General features: G+C 48.9%; 18 protein-coding genes. 5 read left to right on the plus strand and 13 right to left on the minus strand.

Annotated features, from left to right (window positions below; all coding sequences use genetic code 11):
- Positions 1-2: 2 nt before the first annotated feature.
- Positions 3-473: a glutathione peroxidase gene (locus K9N57_03720; protein MCF7803274.1), complete on the minus strand. Its 471-nt coding sequence runs from the start codon at positions 471-473 to the stop codon at positions 3-5.
- 252 nt (positions 474-725) lie between these two features.
- A complete protein-coding gene (locus tag K9N57_03725; protein ID MCF7803275.1) occupies positions 726-1,196 on the minus strand; it encodes a CoA-binding protein in 471 nt (156 codons plus the stop codon).
- A 234-nt stretch (positions 1,197-1,430) separates the two neighbouring features.
- On the opposite strand from K9N57_03725, the gene K9N57_03730 reads away from it, so the two are divergent.
- Both K9N57_03730 and K9N57_03735 read left to right on the plus strand, forming a co-directional pair.
- Positions 1,431-2,096 (plus strand): class I SAM-dependent methyltransferase, encoded by a 666-nt coding sequence (locus tag K9N57_03730; protein MCF7803276.1) that lies wholly within the window; start codon positions 1,431-1,433, stop codon positions 2,094-2,096.
- Between the two features lie 49 nt (positions 2,097-2,145).
- Entirely contained in the window at positions 2,146-3,333 is a 1,188-nt protein-coding gene (locus K9N57_03735; protein MCF7803277.1) for an NAD(P)/FAD-dependent oxidoreductase, read from the plus strand.
- A 99-nt stretch (positions 3,334-3,432) separates the two neighbouring features.
- On the opposite strand, the gene K9N57_03740 is transcribed toward K9N57_03735, so the two are convergent.
- The 6 genes from K9N57_03740 to K9N57_03765 all read right to left on the minus strand — a co-directional run bounded on the left by K9N57_03740 (position 3,433) and on the right by K9N57_03765 (position 8,478).
- The gene (locus K9N57_03740) at positions 3,433-4,188 is read right to left on the minus strand and encodes a hypothetical protein (GenBank protein MCF7803278.1); all 756 of its coding nucleotides are present in this window, start codon (positions 4,186-4,188) and stop codon (positions 3,433-3,435) included.
- Entirely contained in the window at positions 4,175-4,828 is a 654-nt protein-coding gene (locus tag K9N57_03745; GenBank protein ID MCF7803279.1) for a SatD family protein, read from the minus strand. Before K9N57_03745 ends, K9N57_03740 begins: the two co-directional genes overlap by 14 nt.
- 252 nt (positions 4,829-5,080) lie before the next feature.
- Positions 5,081-5,695, minus strand: coding sequence for a thioredoxin family protein (locus K9N57_03750; protein ID MCF7803280.1), 615 nt, complete (start codon positions 5,693-5,695; stop codon positions 5,081-5,083).
- Positions 5,696-5,715: 20 nt separating this feature from the next.
- Positions 5,716-6,261, minus strand: coding sequence for a redoxin domain-containing protein (locus K9N57_03755; protein ID MCF7803281.1), 546 nt, complete (start codon positions 6,259-6,261; stop codon positions 5,716-5,718).
- Positions 6,262-6,481: 220 nt separating this feature from the next.
- Positions 6,482-7,753, minus strand: coding sequence for a BamA/TamA family outer membrane protein (locus K9N57_03760; protein ID MCF7803282.1), 1,272 nt, complete (start codon positions 7,751-7,753; stop codon positions 6,482-6,484).
- Between the two features lie 8 nt (positions 7,754-7,761).
- A complete protein-coding gene (locus K9N57_03765) occupies positions 7,762-8,478 on the minus strand; it encodes an SDR family oxidoreductase (GenBank protein MCF7803283.1) in 717 nt (238 codons plus the stop codon).
- 810 nt (positions 8,479-9,288) lie between these two features.
- Here K9N57_03765 and K9N57_03770 point away from each other — a divergent pair.
- Positions 9,289-10,878 carry a transporter gene (locus K9N57_03770; GenBank protein MCF7803284.1) on the plus strand — a complete coding sequence of 530 codons (1,590 nt, stop codon included), beginning with the start codon at positions 9,289-9,291 and terminating at the stop codon, positions 10,876-10,878.
- 139 nt (positions 10,879-11,017) lie between these two features.
- On the opposite strand, the gene K9N57_03775 is transcribed toward K9N57_03770, so the two are convergent.
- Together K9N57_03775 and K9N57_03780 are read right to left on the minus strand one after the other, a co-directional pair.
- Positions 11,018-12,598: a T9SS type A sorting domain-containing protein gene (locus K9N57_03775; protein MCF7803285.1), complete on the minus strand. Its 1,581-nt coding sequence runs from the start codon at positions 12,596-12,598 to the stop codon at positions 11,018-11,020.
- Between the two features lie 357 nt (positions 12,599-12,955).
- Positions 12,956-13,378, minus strand: coding sequence for a secondary thiamine-phosphate synthase enzyme YjbQ (locus K9N57_03780; protein ID MCF7803286.1), 423 nt, complete (start codon positions 13,376-13,378; stop codon positions 12,956-12,958).
- A gap of 119 nt (positions 13,379-13,497) precedes the next feature.
- Between K9N57_03780 and K9N57_03785 the strand changes: the two genes are divergently transcribed.
- Positions 13,498-14,355 carry an arylamine N-acetyltransferase gene (locus tag K9N57_03785; protein ID MCF7803287.1) on the plus strand — a complete coding sequence of 286 codons (858 nt, stop codon included), beginning with the start codon at positions 13,498-13,500 and terminating at the stop codon, positions 14,353-14,355.
- Complete coding sequence (locus K9N57_03790; protein MCF7803288.1) at positions 14,342-14,866, plus strand: DUF4416 family protein; 525 nt, start codon at positions 14,342-14,344, stop codon at positions 14,864-14,866. Before K9N57_03785 ends, K9N57_03790 begins: the two co-directional genes overlap by 14 nt.
- A 117-nt stretch (positions 14,867-14,983) precedes the next feature.
- Here K9N57_03790 and K9N57_03795 read toward each other — a convergent pair whose 3' ends face one another.
- From K9N57_03795 to K9N57_03805, 3 genes are all read right to left on the minus strand, one after another.
- Positions 14,984-15,682 (minus strand): MBL fold metallo-hydrolase, encoded by a 699-nt coding sequence (locus K9N57_03795; GenBank protein ID MCF7803289.1) that lies wholly within the window; start codon positions 15,680-15,682, stop codon positions 14,984-14,986.
- Between the two features lie 79 nt (positions 15,683-15,761).
- Positions 15,762-16,589 (minus strand): hypothetical protein, encoded by an 828-nt coding sequence (locus tag K9N57_03800; protein ID MCF7803290.1) that lies wholly within the window; start codon positions 16,587-16,589, stop codon positions 15,762-15,764.
- A 134-nt stretch (positions 16,590-16,723) separates the two neighbouring features.
- A complete protein-coding gene (locus K9N57_03805; protein ID MCF7803291.1) occupies positions 16,724-17,290 on the minus strand; it encodes a hypothetical protein in 567 nt (188 codons plus the stop codon).
- Positions 17,291-17,388 lie beyond the last annotated feature (98 nt).

Here is a 17,388-nt window from a genome sequence, read left to right on the forward strand (position 1 = left end):
ATTCAGGAAGACTGAAGTGCGTTTTTTATAGATTTTATCACTTTATCGCTCTGAGGCTTATCTTTGGATTTAAACCGGTTCAATATCTGACCGTCTTTTCCGATGAGAAACTTGTTGAAATTCCAGGTAATCTCACCGGCAAATTCCGGGTTGGTTTCCTCGCTGGTGAGGTAAGTATAGAGCGGATGCTGGTCCTCTCCTTTTACGGAAATCTTGGAGAACATGGGAAAGGTCACCCCGTAATTAGTGGAGCAGAACTCCTGGATGTCGCTGTCGGTTCCGGGCTCCTGGTTGGCAAAGTTATTCGCAGGAAATCCCAGTACCGCAAATCCCTGCTCCGAGTATTTTTCATAGATCTCCTGCAACCCTTCGTACTGGGGTGTAAACCCACATTTACTCGCCACGTTCACCACCAACAAGACTTTGCCGTGGAATTCCGACAGGCTCAAGCTGTCGCCGGTGATGGTCTCCATGGTGAAATCATGGACGGAGGAGGGTGATTCTGCTGATATCCGGGCCACGCCCAGAATTCCAACCAGAATTAACGTTAGTGTCAGTTTTGGTATGTATTGTAAATATTTCATTGGGTTTCCCGAGTTTTTCATTACCGGTAAAATGGTACGCGGATGAATGCTCGTTACGTAATTGTTGAACATCTACCGCTTGTTTAATCTACGGAAGTCCAGGAAATAATCAAATGTGAGGATACCGGAAGGGCCAATGAGTTATTCAGGATACTTTCCCAGCATCTTCCAGACGGCGGTGTGAATTTTGTGAAAAAACGGCGCTTCCGGGATGAACATATATGGGCAGTATCCGGGTACCACATCAATACTGTTTTGGTGGCAGTATTGGAGCGCGTCGGAGAGAACGTCTTTGGCGCCGGAAATCCCGTATAGCCAGATTCGCTCAATGCCAGTCTGGGGTGCTTCCGCGATGGCCTTCAGGGTTTGGTCATCCGGGGTCAGTACCAACAGTTGCGAGACCGGCGGTGTAATACCGGTGAGCGAATTATAGCAGATCTGGCCGTCAATTTCGTCGGTGTTTGGATTGATGGGTAGCACATCGTATCCGAACTTACGCAGGTCACTGAACAGCGTACGCGAAAAATGCTTCGGTTCCCGCGAGACGCCCGCCAAAGCGAAACGGTTCTCTGCCAAAAATTCCCGAATGACTTGCTGGACCGGTTTATCCATGAGCCCCTCCTTATATTCTCTTGAGTCAACTAGCAAAATCTTTGCCAGCCATATCCGGCATAGTTCATATATTCGCTCAATTCCTGCTATGACAGGATTTGCACAATTTTCCTGAAGAAATATAAAGCATCCTTGGTTACCAATTTTCTAACTTTTAGTATCATCGTTCCCGGATTTGTTGAAGACGATCATAGTTTCTATCTTTAAAAAAACGAACGCGTGAGGGAAATACTGATGACTTTTATAAATCGTCTATTCTCATTAATCGCCATGATCCTTCTTTTGGCCTTCACAGCCCATGACACATATGCACAGACCACCGGAGAGAATACCGCCCTGGATGAAAAAGTGCAGAAGTTCCTGGACAGCCATGAAGGGCGTTGGCATAACCTGAATGTCCCCCCGGAAGATGGCCAGCTATTGTATGACCTGATTGTCGAGAATGGATACACCCGTGCGCTGGAAATCGGGACCTCCACGGGTCACTCGGCTATCTGGATGGCCTGGGCACTGAGCAAAACCGGCGGTAAACTGATTACTATCGAAATAAACGACCGGCGATATAAGGAAGCCCTGCAGAACTTCGAGGAAGCTGGGCTTTCGGAGTATATCGATGCGCGGCTGGCTGATGCCCATGAATTAGTTCCGGCGCTAGAAGGACCGTTTGATTTTGTCTTTTCCGATGCAGATAAGGGGTGGTACCTGAACTATTTTAAGGCCATCGATCCGAAACTGGAAGTCGGCGGCTGTTTTACTGCCCACAATATGTCGATGCGCCGGCGCGGGGTGACCGGAGTACAGGAGTTTTATCAACACGTCTCCAATTTGCCAAACTATGATACCACAATTGAGTGGGCCAGCCGGTCGGGAGTATCAGTAAGTTACAAAACGCGCGAATAGAAATTTAAGAGTAGAGCCTTAGAAATTTATCAAACCGGGAGAATGACAGATGCGTAAATATACCTATCTGATTATTGGTGGTGGTATGACAGCCGATGCAGCGATTCGTGGCATTCGTCAGGTGGATTCAGCCGAACCTGTCGGATTACTGAGTGCAGAGAATCATTTACCGTACAACCGCCCCCCTCTCTCCAAAGGGCTCTGGACGGGTATGGACGAGGAGAAAATCTGGCGGCACACCGACTCTCAAGATGCGGATATTCATCTGGAAACGGTTGCGGACTCGATCAACCCTGTGGAGAAAATCGTTACTGATTCCTCGGGGAACCAGTATGGCTACGAGAAACTGCTGCTGGCCACAGGCGGTTCGCCAATCCAGCTGCCGGATTCACCGGACGGGGTCATCTACTTCCGCGATCTCGACGATTATCAAACATTGCGGAAACTTACCGAGCAAAAGGATGCATTTACGGTAATCGGTGGCGGATTTATCGGTTCTGAAATCGCTGCCGCCCTGCACATGCAGGATAAAGACGTAACGATCATTTTCCCGGAGGACGGCATTGGCGACCGGATCTTCCCCGAAGAACTCTCAAATCATTTGAATGAGTATTACGCTGAAAAAGGCGTTCGGGTGCGGACAGGTGAACTCGCTGATTCCATTCAGAAAAAGGATGAGGAGTACGTCATCCAGACCGACTCTGGTGATACGCTGACTACCGACGTGGTCGTGGCGGGACTCGGTATTCGTCCCAACACCGGACTGGCCGAATCCGCCGGACTCGATATCAATGATGGCATCCTGGTGGACAAAAATTGCCGGACGTCCCATCCGGATATCTTTGCTGCCGGCGATGTAGCCAGGTTCTTCAATTCTGCACTGGAAGAACAGATTCGTGTGGAGCATGAGGAAAACGCCAACATCCAGGGGATGATTGCCGGAGTGAATATGGCCGGTGCCGACCGGGAGTACGACTATCTCCCCTTCTTTTATTCCGATCTGTTTGACTATGGATACGAGGCAGTCGGACGCACTTCCAGCGAATTAGACATTGTAACCGACTGGGATGAAAAGTTCGATTCCGGCGTATTTTATTACCTTGATGAGAACAGGGTCAAAGGCATCCTGCTCTGGAATACCTGGGGACAGATTGAACATGCCAGAGAACTAATCGGATTTCACTCTCCGATTGCGGCAGAAGACCTGATGGGACGACTGCCGAAAGAAGGTAAATAAAGTGTTAAAGTGTTCAGGTATTCAAGTGTTCAAGTTGGGGGGATCTTAGCGTTCTTAATTCCGGTGGGACCCATTGGAGTGGCTCTTCAGGAAATTCATTTATATCAAAGAGGACGCCAACCGAACATACAGAGCAGCTATAAACGCCAATAACAACGATACCAACGTTCCAATCAGGAAATACTCGGCGAAATCCCGGTTCTTAAACTCACGATAGCGTGCGATAGATTTTACCGCGATAACGAACATTACGCCGGCGTAGTATCCGAAGACCAGGAGAAAGTAAATTAGCGTCCGTTCCAGGTATCCGATCAGCCGGCCCCGGTTGTATTCGTCTTCATCGGTCTGGTTATTTTGGTCCACCGGTTCGGCGCTGATACGTGCCAGTATGTCCCGGATCAACACCGTGCTCTCCCGCAGCGTAAAGAGAAATCCGGTGATGACCAGCAGTATGAATTTCAACATCTCTGGCGATCGAATTGCCGAGAGCAACGTAAGGTTTTCTCCAAAATCGACAAGCGCATCCGATAGCGGATTAGCGGAATTCGGACTGATCTCCACAAGATACCGGAGCAGTGACGGGAAGGCGATCAGCACAAGTAGCAAGCCCAAAAAGAAACTCGGCCGGGCGCCGTCTCTCATCCAGATCAGGTCATACATCAGGAGCAGTCCCCCAGCGAGGATAAGCATAAAAGTCTGCTCGAACCCGGGCAACGTGATGCCAAGGAAAATGTATATTCCCAGCCGAAACAGCGCGACAAATACGGGTGCTCCATATTCCGGAAACTGGTTCCGGCGGATAGCCAACCGGCCGAGGAAAAAGCCCAGTACCAGGTAGATCTCAATGAGCGTCATTTTGCTCTCCGATCAGCGTGTTCAGATAAAACTCTATCGTCTTCTCAGTCTTCAAAACAAGTGCTGTGTCCGGGTGCGAAAGGTTTTGTGAAATTGCCGGCTGGGAAATGCCTAAGCGCTTTTCCAAATCGGCCTGTTTATCCCCCAGGCGATGGTAGTGTAGAATGTTCAATCTGCGAAATTTCCACTGCCTGATTATCCGGTCTATCCAAGCGCAGTGTAGGTCAAGGATATCACTGGTTGCTATATCTCCCTGAAAGCAGAGGTGACGATCCTCCTGCTTTGCGTTTTCCAGTGCTTCCCGAGCGTTGTGGAAAGCGCTACCGTCCATCCCGATAGCGGATTGATTATTTATCGGGGTTTCGATATCCCCCAGTCCCAGCGCGAACCGCACCTCGATTGGCTCATCTCCTGCCCGGAGTTGTATCTGGGCTTGATGGATGATGGCAAAGAGTTGTGATGCGTTTGCGAGTACCCCCTGGAATTCATCTCCAAGCGTGACCGTCAGCGGCGAGAGGAATGCGCCGGAGTATTCACTATTTATTTCGTTAATCACCCCTTTAAAAAGATTCTGCGCACGACTTCTATTGGAGAGTTCTCTGGAATTAATAATGTCGCCAAGCAATACGAAATGGGACATAGGTACATCCTATATAAGTAATCAGTTTATATTAGTATAATAATAAGTATTTATCTTATATATGCAAGGGATTATTTGTTCCCTGCACATAAAGCTGGTTATGTACACTAAAAAAACGAGGTTTTTAAACAAAAAAATAAGAGGAGTAGCTATAATATCTAAATTATAACCACTCCTCTTATAAATGTGCCCTGTCAACCCCTGGAAGAATTTGGAGGCTGACCAGGGTTTTGGATCATATTTATTGTCGGTTTAGGCTTCCCGGAACTTGATGGTGCAGCCCAGCGCCTTGGTCTTCTTCTGGGGAACTTCTTTCCCGTTGACGACAGCTTCCAGCGCCGTCTTCAGATACTGCTCTTCCACTTCTTTGGGATTATGGGCGTTGTCATCGATAGTCCCGTGGTAGACCAGTTCACCAGAGGCATTGAATAAAAAGGCTTCCGGGGTCCGGGTCGCGTCAAAGGCTCTCGCCACGTCAGAGGTTTCGTCCATCACGTACGGGAAATCGTATCCCTTTTCATCCGCCCGTTTCTTCATGGCGGAAAAGCTGTCGGCTGGTTTCTGTTCGGGATCGTTGGAATTGATCAGGATTACTCCAACCCCTTTATCCTGGAAGGAATTCCCCATTTCTACGATCCGCTCTTCCCAAGCCTGTACCCAGGGACAGGAATTACACGAGAAAATAACCAGGGTTCCATTTTCGCCGGCGACATCACTAATTGAGACCGCCTCTCCGACGGCATTCTTCATTTCCACGTCCGTCTTCGGCGCTTTTTCACCAATATCGAGCGCCAGCACCGGTGCGGCAATGGCGATAGCCACAACAGCAATGACAAACGCAAAAAGTGTCGATTGTATTTTTTTCATACTATCCTCCGTTATTTCGTTTACAGTGCCTCATTGATTGCATTGACGAATTCGTCGTATGAAGCCTTCCCTTGCCAGAACTGCTGCAAGTTTCCGTTTTCATCATAGATAAAGGTGGCAGGGAGCGCCCCTGTCCATTCTGAACTCAATGCGTTGATAAACGGCATATCTTTGCCGGTCTTAAAATATGTAGTAAAACCGACTCCGTGTTCTGCAAGGAATTGCTTCGCCTGGAGTTTTTGATCGGGAAAATCCCCAGAAACTAACATAAGACTCACTCCCTTGTCTTTCGTTTCCCTGTAGGCTTTCAGCATATCCGGGAATTCCTCCCGGCACGGCTGGCACCAGGTGGCCCACACGTTCAGTACTGTCACCTTCGCCGGAGAGGACTGTATAATCTGCATCAGGGAATCGGCATTTACCGGGACCAGGCTAACATCTTCTGGCTGGACGGTTCCCACGGTCTGTTTGGTTTGGTTCTCCTGTGTCCCTCCGGAATCGGCACAGCTATAAATACCGGTTATCAACAAACAGCTGATTGTTATTATTGAGAGTGATTTAGTCATCTTTTTAAATATAGCAACATATTCAAATATATCAATCTATGGCAATGTATTACGGGAGTAATTCAGATTGCGATCGAGAGCCGGAGATGCGTCCTAAATGAGAGAAGCCTTTTACAGAATATGCAGTACGTAATATTTCTTTATACCCCATGCCTTTTCAAAGTATTGAGGTAATTTCCTTCCCTGTGTAAACAAAATTATAAACCAAATCTGTAGACTTTTAGTATAAATATCCTGAGTGGATATAAATTCCGCCCCGGCCATCTCTGGGATGGAGTGATTTCGCCACGTCAAGCGTAGTGATGAAATTACGGTTTATTATCACGCTCAGACCGGCGCCAACGCCATGATGCAGATTATCTTCTTCAGACGAAAGCACCCTGCCCGTATCGTAAAATCCGTTGAGCGTAAAGGTGATATCGTAATCCAGTAACTGCCGATGGTAGAATTTGTACCGCGATTCCAGGTTGACCAATCCCAACGACTGTCCCACCACCCGATTTTGCTGTACACCCCGAATAGTCTGAGAGCCGCCGAGTCCTTCCCTGATTCGATAAGAACTGAATAAAACCGGCAATACATAAAATGGTGTTTCTCCGTGGATATTTCCCTGATATTTCACTCGCGTGGCAATAGTCAGCTGCTCCGGTATCACCGGGAAATACTGCCGGTGCGTAATTGATGCAATAGTATAGGTTTCTTCGCTTCCAAGCGTATTCATAAAGTGTGTAACGAAGGCTTCGCTCCAGACACCGGATTCCGGCGCCATATCCGCATCTCTGGAATCATAAACGAATCCTCCCTTCAGATAGCGGGCCTTTCCCCCGTTGGCCTCCTCCTGCGGAATTAAATTGACGTTCCGTAAATCGGAATACAATGTGCGATTTGGGAGATCGGCATCGAATTGATGCGTTCGGGTCTGCCTGATTTCGATGTCCAGCAGACCGATCCCGCTAATCCAGCGCCAGTTTCCGATGAGGTCACCCTGCAAATCTGCCGTGAGCCGCCACATGGTTCGATCGTAGGTGTAATACAGTCGACTGATATATTCATCCGCATCATAGCGAGGGTCATCGGGAGTGGAGATTTCAACGGCGGGACGATACGGCGACCCGTATCCGTTCATCCCATAGAAAGGCTGAAGCATATCCGTTTCATATCCGATAAATCCGGTCAACCGCAAACCGGATTCACCGAACTCAGGTAGATCCATAAACGCTGTGACAGTTTGACTTGCCCGGGTCGTGTGGCCAAAACTGAGCCGAAACATTTGCTCGTAATTCGGATACCGGCTTCCGTCTCCGAAATTATAGAAATCTGCAGTTGCTCCGTATTCGATCCCCTTGTCCGAGTTGTATCCCAGAGAAGGAACGGCGCCGATTGTCCAGCCATCATGTGTCCGCGTTGTATCTGCGCTGTAGGCGGGGGAATTAACGGCGAAAGCCGCAAGTAAAGTAATAAACAGAGATATTGACCGAATCTTCAGATTCACAAGGAGGACTAACTAATTTCGCCGGTAAATTTGAGGGTCGTACTACTCAGCGAATCGCCGGAAGCACACAGGTAAACGATGGCTTCGGCAATCTCCTCCAGATCGACCCAACTGCTGGTGTCGACATCCGGCATTGCGTTGCGGTTTGCTTCACTGTTTATCGTGGACGGAGCTAATGCGTAGCAGCGGATCCCATCTTTGCCGTATTCACTGGCGGCCGCTTCTGTCAGCGAGGCCACCGCCGCTTTAGACGCCGCATAGATCGCATTGCCGGGCTGTCCTCCAAACACAGCCATGGACGAAAAATTGATGATTTTGCCATCCTGCTGTTCAGCCATCACCGGTAAAACCGACTTCATAATGTGAAACGTCGGCTTCAGATCCATATTCAGCATTTTGTCCAGTTCTTCACCCGAGTGCTCGTGGAGCCGTTTGCCGCCGAGCCAGCCGCCGATTGGATTTACCAGAAAATCAACCCTACCGAACGTGTCAATGGTCTCCGTAACGGCTACTTCTGCCTGTTCAAAATCATTCAAATCAGCCTGCAAAATTTTGACCCGACCGGGATACCCCTCCCTGACTTTTTCCAACGATTCCCTGTGCCGGTCACTCCGGTACACTACCGCGACTTTAAGATCCGCCTGTAATAGTGTTTCAGTCACGTAGGACCCTACTGAGCCGCCGGCCCCGGTGACCATTGCGACTTTACCTTCCAACGATTGCATGGAATTCCCGCCTCCTTCCCGGTTATTTTTCCTAAGGTTATGAATATAGGAGTCTGCCCGGATTCTCAACAGGGGAATTCTTATGTTCAGTCATTCCGACCGAGCCCGACTCGTCGGGGGAGCGGAGGAATCTGGTAAAGGAATCTCCAGAGGTAATCAGACGATATCCTTCCCCGAAGGGATCCCGTTGGGGCGGCTCGCTTCGCTCGCTCAGGATGACTGGTGGGGTCTTTCCGATGTGAAATGATGAAGAAAATAAGTCATTCCGACCGACCCCGATTCATCGGGGGAGCGGAGGAATCTGGCAACTTACACTTCAGAAGCAATTTGAGTGAGATCCCTCGGCTCTCCTGCCGGGGTTCCTTCCTTGAGTCTGCCATTGGACGGAATCCCACCCAGAAAATCATTCATCACGCCACGGCGGGATGGCGAAATAAAAAGAACCGTCGGCGACCCTGACAAGGGATCACCGACGGGGGATTAGCTTCGCCTCGCAATGAGATTGCGAGGCTGCGTTGTCTTGAACTTTCGTAACCATAAATTCTCGCTGAAAAGCAGGTACCTCCGTAATTACGACGATGAGAACAGTCCCACATGAATCTCTGTGGGACGGATTCTTCCCGATTGCATAGAGACCTCGTTCAGGATGACTTTAATTGTTAATTTTCCCAGAATACAATTAGTGGTAAAAATCCTAAAATACCGTTACCCCTCCTCGGTGATTCTTCGTAAATTTTCATCCGATTATGGTAAAGACTCCGACATACATTCGATATGTCTCCCAATCCGATAAAGTAATCCCCGTATCCTATGCCTGACTTTATCACATCCACCTACTTTTTGCTGGCAGTGGTTATTGCGCTCGGTATCATCCTGGGGAATTTCAGGTACAAAGGCATTTCCCTGGATAATTCCGGCGTCCTTTTTATTGCGTTACTCGCCGGACACCTTGGGTTTATAATTCCCACCGATTTTCAGGATATCGGCCTCGTGCTGTTTATCTTCACAATCGGCATCCAGGCCGGACCGGGATTTTTTGAGTCGTTCAAGCGGCAGGGGCAGTCGCTGATTCTCTCCACCGTTACTCTGGTTTTGACCGCTACCGTCGTGACTGTTATCGTGGCCCTGCTGTTCCGCGTGGACTTCAACCTGGCCGTTGGCCTACTGACTGGCGCGCTCACCAGTACGCCCGGTTTGGCGGCAGCTATCGAAGGCACGAATTCCCCCCTGGCATCCATTGGCTACGGAGTGGCCTATCCGTTCGGCGTTATTGGCGTCATCCTGTTTGTCCGTCTGATTCCAAAGATATTCCGGGCCGACCTCGAACGGGAACGGGATGCCTACCAGGAGGCGGAGCAGGAGGATTATCCGGAGCTCCGGGGACAAAACTTTATCGTAGAGAACCAGAATATCTCCGGGAAGACTCTGCGTGAGTTGAAAGTGTACAAGATGACCGGCGCCAATATCTCCCGGGTACAGCGCGGCGAAAAGGCCAGCAGCCCGACGCCGGAAACAACGCTGGAGACCGGCGACCTGATCCGGGCTGTGGGAACCGAAGAGGCGCTGCACCGGCTGGAGCTGCTCGTTGGTCACCAGACGGATGAAGAGATTCCGTTAAGCCAGGATTACGATTTTCAGTGGGTATTAGTGACGAACAAAAATGTCGCCAATAAAAAGATCGGAGAACTGAATTTGCTCGAACGGTACAACACGACCGTCACCCGAATCAGGCGCGGCGGTCTGGAAATTACGCCCCAGCCGCACCGGCAAATCCGGTACGGCGACCGGCTGATGATTATCTCCACCAAAGATAATCTCTCGCGCGCCATAGAAATCCTTGGAAACGAGGAGCGGCAGCTCTCCAAAACCGACTTCCTGCCTATCGCCCTGGGAATTGTCATCGGCGTACTCATCGGACAAGTCCCGATTCCGCTTTTTGGCCTCACGACCATTCACCTCGGTCTGACCGGCGGCGTGCTGGCGACGGCGCTTATACTGAGCCGCATCGGCAAAACCGGGCCAATCATCTGGTCCATGTCCTGGCCGGCAAACAATCTGCTGCGCCAGCTGGGATTGTTATTCTTTCTGGCGTCCGTGGGCACCCATGCCGGCGCCGAGATCGCCGGGACGTTCACCCAGTACGGGCCAAAACTCTTTCTCATCGGGGCAATCATCACAATTATTCCAATGATAGTAATGACGCTGGTGGCGTATTTTGCCTTCGGAATGAATTTTCTGGTCCTGCTCGGCGTCCTGACCGGAAGCATGACCAGCACCCCCGGCCTGGCTGCGGTGGATTCGCTCACCGAATCCAACGCGCCACAAGTCTCCTACGCCACAGTCTATCCCATCGCACTCGTCTGTATCATTATAATTGCGCAGGTGTTGGGAGCGCTGTAATATTGTTTGAGGGTTCGGGTGTTTATCCCCCAATGAGCTCCGAATGGCTGCATGGAAAGTCACTCTGGGCTTGTCGAAGAGGACCTTCCCACATGCTCTAAAGCAACTTTAGTGAGGGCTACATTTCTCAGATAGTAATCTATTTCATCAACACAACTCGAAGGGTTTTGACTACCACAGAAGGCTGGTCAGCGATCTTATATCTGATTCGCACCAGGTATACACCGCTCGCCACTGACGGTCCCGCATCGGATTCTCCATCCCAGCGAAGGGAATGTCGGCCGGCGTCAACGCGTGCATTGTGCAGCGTCTCCACCTTCTGTCCCAGCAGATTGTATACGCCGGCATTGATCTCACCCGGTGTCGGGACGGTATACTCGATGGTCGTCTCCGTGTTAAACGGGTTCGGGTAGTTTTGGGAGACGTGAAAAATTTCAGGAATTCGGCTCTCATCCTGAACCTCCACCGGAACACTCCCGGTGGCCGCCCAGAGCCGTGGCACTCCAGTGTGGTCAGAGTTCCATAGAATCACTACTTCGTATGCATCCAGTCCCGATCGAATGTGGGCGATAACTGGTGTTATGTCCGCTCCGGAATTTTTGGTGACACGAACAGGGCGCTCCTCAGATGATGCGCATTTCACAAAGATTTCTCTGTTACCACGATATTCGGCGTCCCAGGCTATCAGCATGTTATTCTTGTCTGGATACCCCAGCGTCAGGTGGGCTGAATTATCGCCAATAAGTGGAATCTTTACTACTGAAGTCCATGCTGACCATCCCTGATGGGGCCCCCACATGGTTGAATCGAAGCAGTCCTCCGATATCAATATTGCAGCATAGTTCTTTGAACCATCGCTTACCAACCATCCCGCGCGTGGTTGTAGTCCAAATCCCTGCACGACCTGAATTTCGGAGGTATTTGAATTTACGGTGGCATGGGGCACCAGATCTCCCCAATAAGGCTCTGTACAGCCGACAAAACAAAATCCCCTCTGATAGTACGTGGTACTTACTGACATTGATGATTCAGTCTCGACGAGTGCGACAACCTGATAATCGGGTATATCGCCTCCCCATAACGTCGCAAACTTGAAATCCTGTATCCTGGGTGTTCGGAATTCATCCTCAGCGAATATAATAGTATCCGAATTTAACACCTGATTCTCTGTCAAGTCATAGCGGAACTCATAAAAAAAGGAATCCTGATAGGTGGTGTACGTAAAAGTTACTTGATTCGTATTTCCCCAGGGTGTATTAAAAATTCGGTACTCATCTAAACCGGAGAACCATTGAACAGAGTCGGGTTGAAGCCATCCACCATCAGATGATATCTTTCGAAGTAGCATGAGCATTGAATCTGATGTACTTTTATTCATCTCCAGCCAGATAACGGCCATATACTCAGAATCCCATTTCCCGTGATATTGTGGGAAATAGCTCGAATCCGTTGACTGGGAGATGTTCAGAACTTCTAATGCTAACTCTTCGTTCTCAAACCAAAACTTTCCCAGAAAGATGTCGGAGATGTGGCGTGTCGTCCTCCCTTCAAACAGGACGACTGCAGTATCGACGGAACGCTCAAAATTTTCAACGACAATCGGCCGGCTCAGGACTTCTATGGAATCGGCGACTAAGATTTGGTTCGTCCATTCGGCTTGTACTGTGGGTCCGGATAAAAGCAGCAACACCAGTCCGCATAAACGAATACATCGTTTCATGTCACACTCCTGACGAGTAAAACCAACGCAAAGGGCACAACTGTTATAATATTACTCCCGGCAAACACGGAAATCAATAGTGGAAAAAAAAGCCCCGCCGGGTTCTGCAGGGCTGAATTTGTGTGACAGTTTTTTTAGGATGGAAATTCATTTCATCCAATCATCTGGCGAAACATCAGGGTAATCGTACGATTAGGATTACGATGAAGAGTAAGCGCCTCCCCCCTTCTTCAATTTTCATTCTTCATTCTTCAATATTCACTCTTCATTCTGCATTCTTTAATCCAAATGACACAGTGGAGCCTTGGTAATTGGACATTGGATATTCAATTTGCTCCTTTCTCCTTTCTCCTTTTTTTATTCCCCAATCACCTTCACCAGCACTCGCTTCGACCGACGGCCGTCGAATTCGCCGTAAAATATCTGCTCCCAGGGACCGAAGTCCAGTTTGCCGCCGGTGATAGCCACTACCACTTCTCTGCCCATAATCTGGCGCTTGTGGTGGGCATCGCCATTATCTTCCCCGGTGCGATTGTGATTGTACGTCTCCGGACTGGGATCAAACGGCGCCAATTCCTCCAGCCACTCCTTATAGTCCTGGTGCAATCCTGGCTCGGCGTCATTGATAAAAACACTGGCGGTGATGTGCATCGCATTGACCAGCACCATCCCCTCCTGTACTCCGGATTCATTAAAAATCTGTTCTACGTCTCTGGTAATATTTTTAAAATCCATGCGGGCAGGGATGTTGAAGGTCAGGTATTCCGTGGTTGATTTCATGGTAGACTCCTTTCGCCAATAAATTAATACCGTCTAAATTTATCACTCCCAATATAAAAACCTCTTTGTTTCCTATCAGGAACTTCTTGTCATCAGACTCGGATTATTTATATTGCACCGTGATGACAGTGATAACACCAGACCGATTAGCGCCGGGAAAGCATTTCGGGGAAGCCCGGCAATTCCTGGGGCATTTTGGAATTCAGGAGCAGTCGCCTACCCTGGACCACCTGGAGACAATCGCCCAAGAGTTCAGCCGGATCCCGTACGAGAATATCAGCAAAATTATCAACTTTGCGAAACACGGCGAACAGACCGGTTTTCGTCTGCCGGACACTATCTACGAGGATTATCGCAATTTTCGCCTGGGCGGCACCTGTTTTTCTCTGACCTGGTATCTGCTGGAAATCCTCCGAAACTGCGGTTACGACTGTGATCCTATCCTGGGAGACATGAAATGGGGTAAGAATGTGCACTCGGCAATTCTGGTGTATTTCAATGAGGGGGTTTATCTCGTTGACCCAGGCTATATGATTCACCAACCACTCCTGATTTCCCAGGATACCCAACAGCGTCACCTGACGCCTCACTCCGGTATCGAAATCCGGTTTAATCGAGAGGTGGAACGGTATGACGTCTACACCTTTCGTAATGGCAATTTTACGTGGCGCTATCGCTTCACGGCATCCGGCGTGGATTCGGAGGAATTCAGTCAGCACTGGATAGCCTCGTTTACAAAACCCACCATGAATGGCATTATACTTACCCGCACCGCCGGTGGTGAAATGATTTATATCCACGACGATTTCACCAAGGTAACCGGACATGAAAAAGTCCAGCGGCATAAATCCAGAGATGTTGCGGAAAAGCTCATCCTGAACGAGTTCGGTATCCCGTTGGACTTGGTTGAGGAAGCCCGGCATTCCCTGGAAATAAACCGAGAAGTAACGAAAGAAACCGTCGATGCAACCGACTGAACCGGATCCCGTCAAACTGTTTATCGGTGTACTATACTCCGATGAGCAGAGAATGGAACAGGCGCTAAAAATAGGCGAGGAGTCATTCAGCGCCGTCGATTACCGGAGCGAAACATTTCCGTTCGAAGTGACCGATTACTATGCCGACGAGATGGGCACTCCGATCTTCCGGATGTTCGTGAGTTTTACAGAGCTGGTGAACCCTGGAATCCTTGCTTCAGCCAAAATTCGGTGCAATGAGATCGAGGAAACGGCCGCCGTTGACGGAGAGCGTACGGTAAACCTGGACATCGGCTATATGGATTTCCACAAAGTGGTGTTGGCGTCGGCAAAGTTCAATGGACAGAAGATCTATCTGGACTATGGCATCTATGCTGATCCTACACTTTATTATAGAAAAGGCTCATTCCATCCGTATGACTGGTCCTTCCCGGATTTTAAGGAGTCGGATCGGTATTACGAGAGCTTGCTGGAAATCAGAAACATTTACAAAAAACAAATGAAAAACTAATTTTTGAAGGAGGCCGGCCTGCAAGGACTCAAGCATCTATTTACAAATTGCTGAACTACATGCTAGCATTTAGGCCCTTCAAACCGAACACGTATTTACCTTGCCTTGATATGAAACCTAATCCATACTTCGAACCCGAACCTCAGTATTCTCATAATCACGTAATAATTTCACTAATTCACTCACGTCCGTATTACCATAATGATACGGATAGAGTATTTTCGGCTGAAACATTGTCACGGCGTCGACAACCATCTTTGGAGTCATGGTATACGGCAAATTCATCGGCAGGAAGGCGATATCAATTTCGGTCAGGTCCGCCATTTCCGGAACATTTTCCGTGTCGCCGGCAACGTAGACCTTTATATCGCCGAAAGATATGACATACCCGTTACCAACCCCTTTGGGATGATACGGCTCGCCGTTCCCCCGTTTGTGGACCAGGTTGTATGCCGGCACCGCTTTCACAGGAATTTTCCTGATGGTTGTATGCTCTCCGTTATTCAGGACGCTTCCCCCAGCCAATTCTTTGGCACAGGTTTGTGTGTAAATTATTTTGGTATTTTTTGTGCTGATTTTATCAATGGCTTCCGGATCCAGGTGATCCCCGTGATGATGGGTTATCAGGATGATATCGGCGTCCGGCATTTCCGTATAATTGGCATATCGAGTCACTGGATCCACGTGGATAGTCACATCCTGATATTGAAAGTGGAGAGTTCCGTGACCGATAAAGGTAATTACCAAATCTCCCCGGGAAGTTTGAATTGTATCTTTCTCGAAAGCCGCATACACTGTAGATACCGAAAAGAACATAACCAAAACGAGTAGAGTGACTTTTACCGTTTGCACAGCGTTTCCCTCCGTTTGCGAGGTATTTGTATTCCTTTGAACATCAAGAGCCTATCCGAATTACCACGTCCTCTTTACCCAGGTTTTTTACTTCAGGATCTTCAATAAAGACAAATTCGTCTATCCGTGATAGGCTGTTCCGGAGGTTAAGGTGGCCGCTTTGACGGATATCGGGTTGAACATACACATGGAACTCTTGCCGGTATTTCCCCTCACTGTTGAATATCGCCTTAAATGCATTGCCAATAGAATACACACCAACCGAGGCGTCAGAGAATCGTCCTCGTATCGCCTTATCCAGTGTAAAAGCGACAGCCTTGAATTCTTCGACTCCGACAGGATAGACAATACGCACAGACTCTATTGGTTTCCCGCTCTCTTCCTGAGCAGCCGGCTGTTGCTCCCGAGTTACATCCTGGCTGGCAGTGGCATGTGACTCGACATCCTCACGAGCCTCCATAGACTGAGATGCCTTCTGCTGCGATGGTGCTATCTGTTCTGTCGGTTCCGGCGACGGTTCGGACTGCTCGATTTCGGTGATATTTTGTGCCTGGTCAGGGCGTTCCTCTTGTTGCTGCTGGACGTTGGTAGTAACCATCTGATGAAAAAACAGGATAAGCAGCAGAATGGCGGTAGCACCGGTTGCCTTGTATTTTCCAATGGTCACGTTGAATTCCGCAGAAAATTGCACAAACAACCCGGAACACCCGACCGCCATAAGGAATACCAGCACAAACTCCTGTATGGCATCTCGATGGTCCATCACCAGGATCAATACGAGTGGCACCAGTATTAATACAATGAATACCGCCAATAATAAGATCGGCGGAATTCCGCCCTTTCCACTATTCGGCGGCTTACCATTCCCCATTACCATTTCTCCTTCTGAATCAACCGGCTGGTTTGATAGATATGTTCGTAATATGCACGGCAGAAACGTGGAGTGCAAGACTGATTTGGCCCAGGTGGAAACCCTCCCCAAGGCAGGAAAAGGTGATTTAACCGTTAAAAAAACCGTATCCCCAGGAAGAACATCGGCGGAAAGTAGAAATACGGATTCTCCTCCTCATGCTGTCTAAAACTGTCAGGCTTGTTTGCCGCGTACAATCCGAAGCCGAACGGCCACTGGAAGTTGATGAAACAGGGTAAATTTCCCAGTGAAAAATCCACCTGATACCCCAGTCGAAATTCGTTCCAGAGGTCAAATCCCTCGTAATACCGCTCTTCCTGTTTTTCATAGAACCAATCGTAATCCGGCCAGAGCTGGTACTCAATGTGTAACTTTTTCCAGAGATATCGGCGGTAGCCGACAATCAACGTTGCGGCATTCGTCTCACCGAAATCCCACTGTAAATTTGTGTACGCGGCTCCAAGGACCACTTCATCCCTGGGCGTCAGGTGGCGATAATACTGGATAGCATAAATACGAAACATCGGAGAAAGCGGACTGAAATCCATCGACTGGTCGTAGGTGGAATGCTCTTTTTTCGGACTCTCCGCAGCCAATCCCGGCATGGAAAACAACACCAGACAGAAGGTCCCCAACAAAATTGTAAGTCGCATGTTACACATAAAGTTTTCTCCCGTGTCAGTGATTTTTTCCTGAACTTTAGAACCTTTTTTCCAGAGAATAGAAGAGGTGTTTATCGAAATTGTGGCTATTATACATT

The organism is Candidatus Neomarinimicrobiota bacterium (assembly GCA_021734025.1).
In the GTDB taxonomy this organism is placed as follows: Bacteria; Fidelibacterota; JAANXI01; order JAANXI01; family JAANXI01; genus JAANXI01.

Coding starts and splice junctions, on each gene's coding strand:
- K9N57_03720 (MCF7803274.1), bottom strand. CDS start 473: ATGGAGACCATCACCGGCGACAGCTTGAGCCTGTCGGAATTCCACGGC.
- K9N57_03725 (MCF7803275.1), bottom strand. CDS start 1,196: ATGGATAAACCGGTCCAGCAAGTCATTCGGGAATTTTTGGCAGAGAAC.
- K9N57_03730 (MCF7803276.1), top strand. CDS start 1,431: ATGACTTTTATAAATCGTCTATTCTCATTAATCGCCATGATCCTTCTT.
- K9N57_03735 (MCF7803277.1), top strand. CDS start 2,146: ATGCGTAAATATACCTATCTGATTATTGGTGGTGGTATGACAGCCGAT.
- K9N57_03740 (MCF7803278.1), bottom strand. CDS start 4,188: ATGACGCTCATTGAGATCTACCTGGTACTGGGCTTTTTCCTCGGCCGG.
- K9N57_03745 (MCF7803279.1), bottom strand. CDS start 4,828: ATGTCCCATTTCGTATTGCTTGGCGACATTATTAATTCCAGAGAACTC.
- K9N57_03750 (MCF7803280.1), bottom strand. CDS start 5,695: ATGAAAAAAATACAATCGACACTTTTTGCGTTTGTCATTGCTGTTGTG.
- K9N57_03755 (MCF7803281.1), bottom strand. CDS start 6,261: ATGACTAAATCACTCTCAATAATAACAATCAGCTGTTTGTTGATAACC.
- K9N57_03765 (MCF7803283.1), bottom strand. CDS start 8,478: ATGCAATCGTTGGAAGGTAAAGTCGCAATGGTCACCGGGGCCGGCGGC.
- K9N57_03770 (MCF7803284.1), top strand. CDS start 9,289: ATGCCTGACTTTATCACATCCACCTACTTTTTGCTGGCAGTGGTTATT.
- K9N57_03775 (MCF7803285.1), bottom strand. CDS start 12,598: ATGAAACGATGTATTCGTTTATGCGGACTGGTGTTGCTGCTTTTATCC.
- K9N57_03780 (MCF7803286.1), bottom strand. CDS start 13,378: ATGAAATCAACCACGGAATACCTGACCTTCAACATCCCTGCCCGCATG.
- K9N57_03790 (MCF7803288.1), top strand. CDS start 14,342: ATGCAACCGACTGAACCGGATCCCGTCAAACTGTTTATCGGTGTACTA.
- K9N57_03795 (MCF7803289.1), bottom strand. CDS start 15,682: ATGTTCTTTTCGGTATCTACAGTGTATGCGGCTTTCGAGAAAGATACA.
- K9N57_03800 (MCF7803290.1), bottom strand. CDS start 16,589: ATGGGGAATGGTAAGCCGCCGAATAGTGGAAAGGGCGGAATTCCGCCG.
- K9N57_03805 (MCF7803291.1), bottom strand. CDS start 17,290: ATGTGTAACATGCGACTTACAATTTTGTTGGGGACCTTCTGTCTGGTG.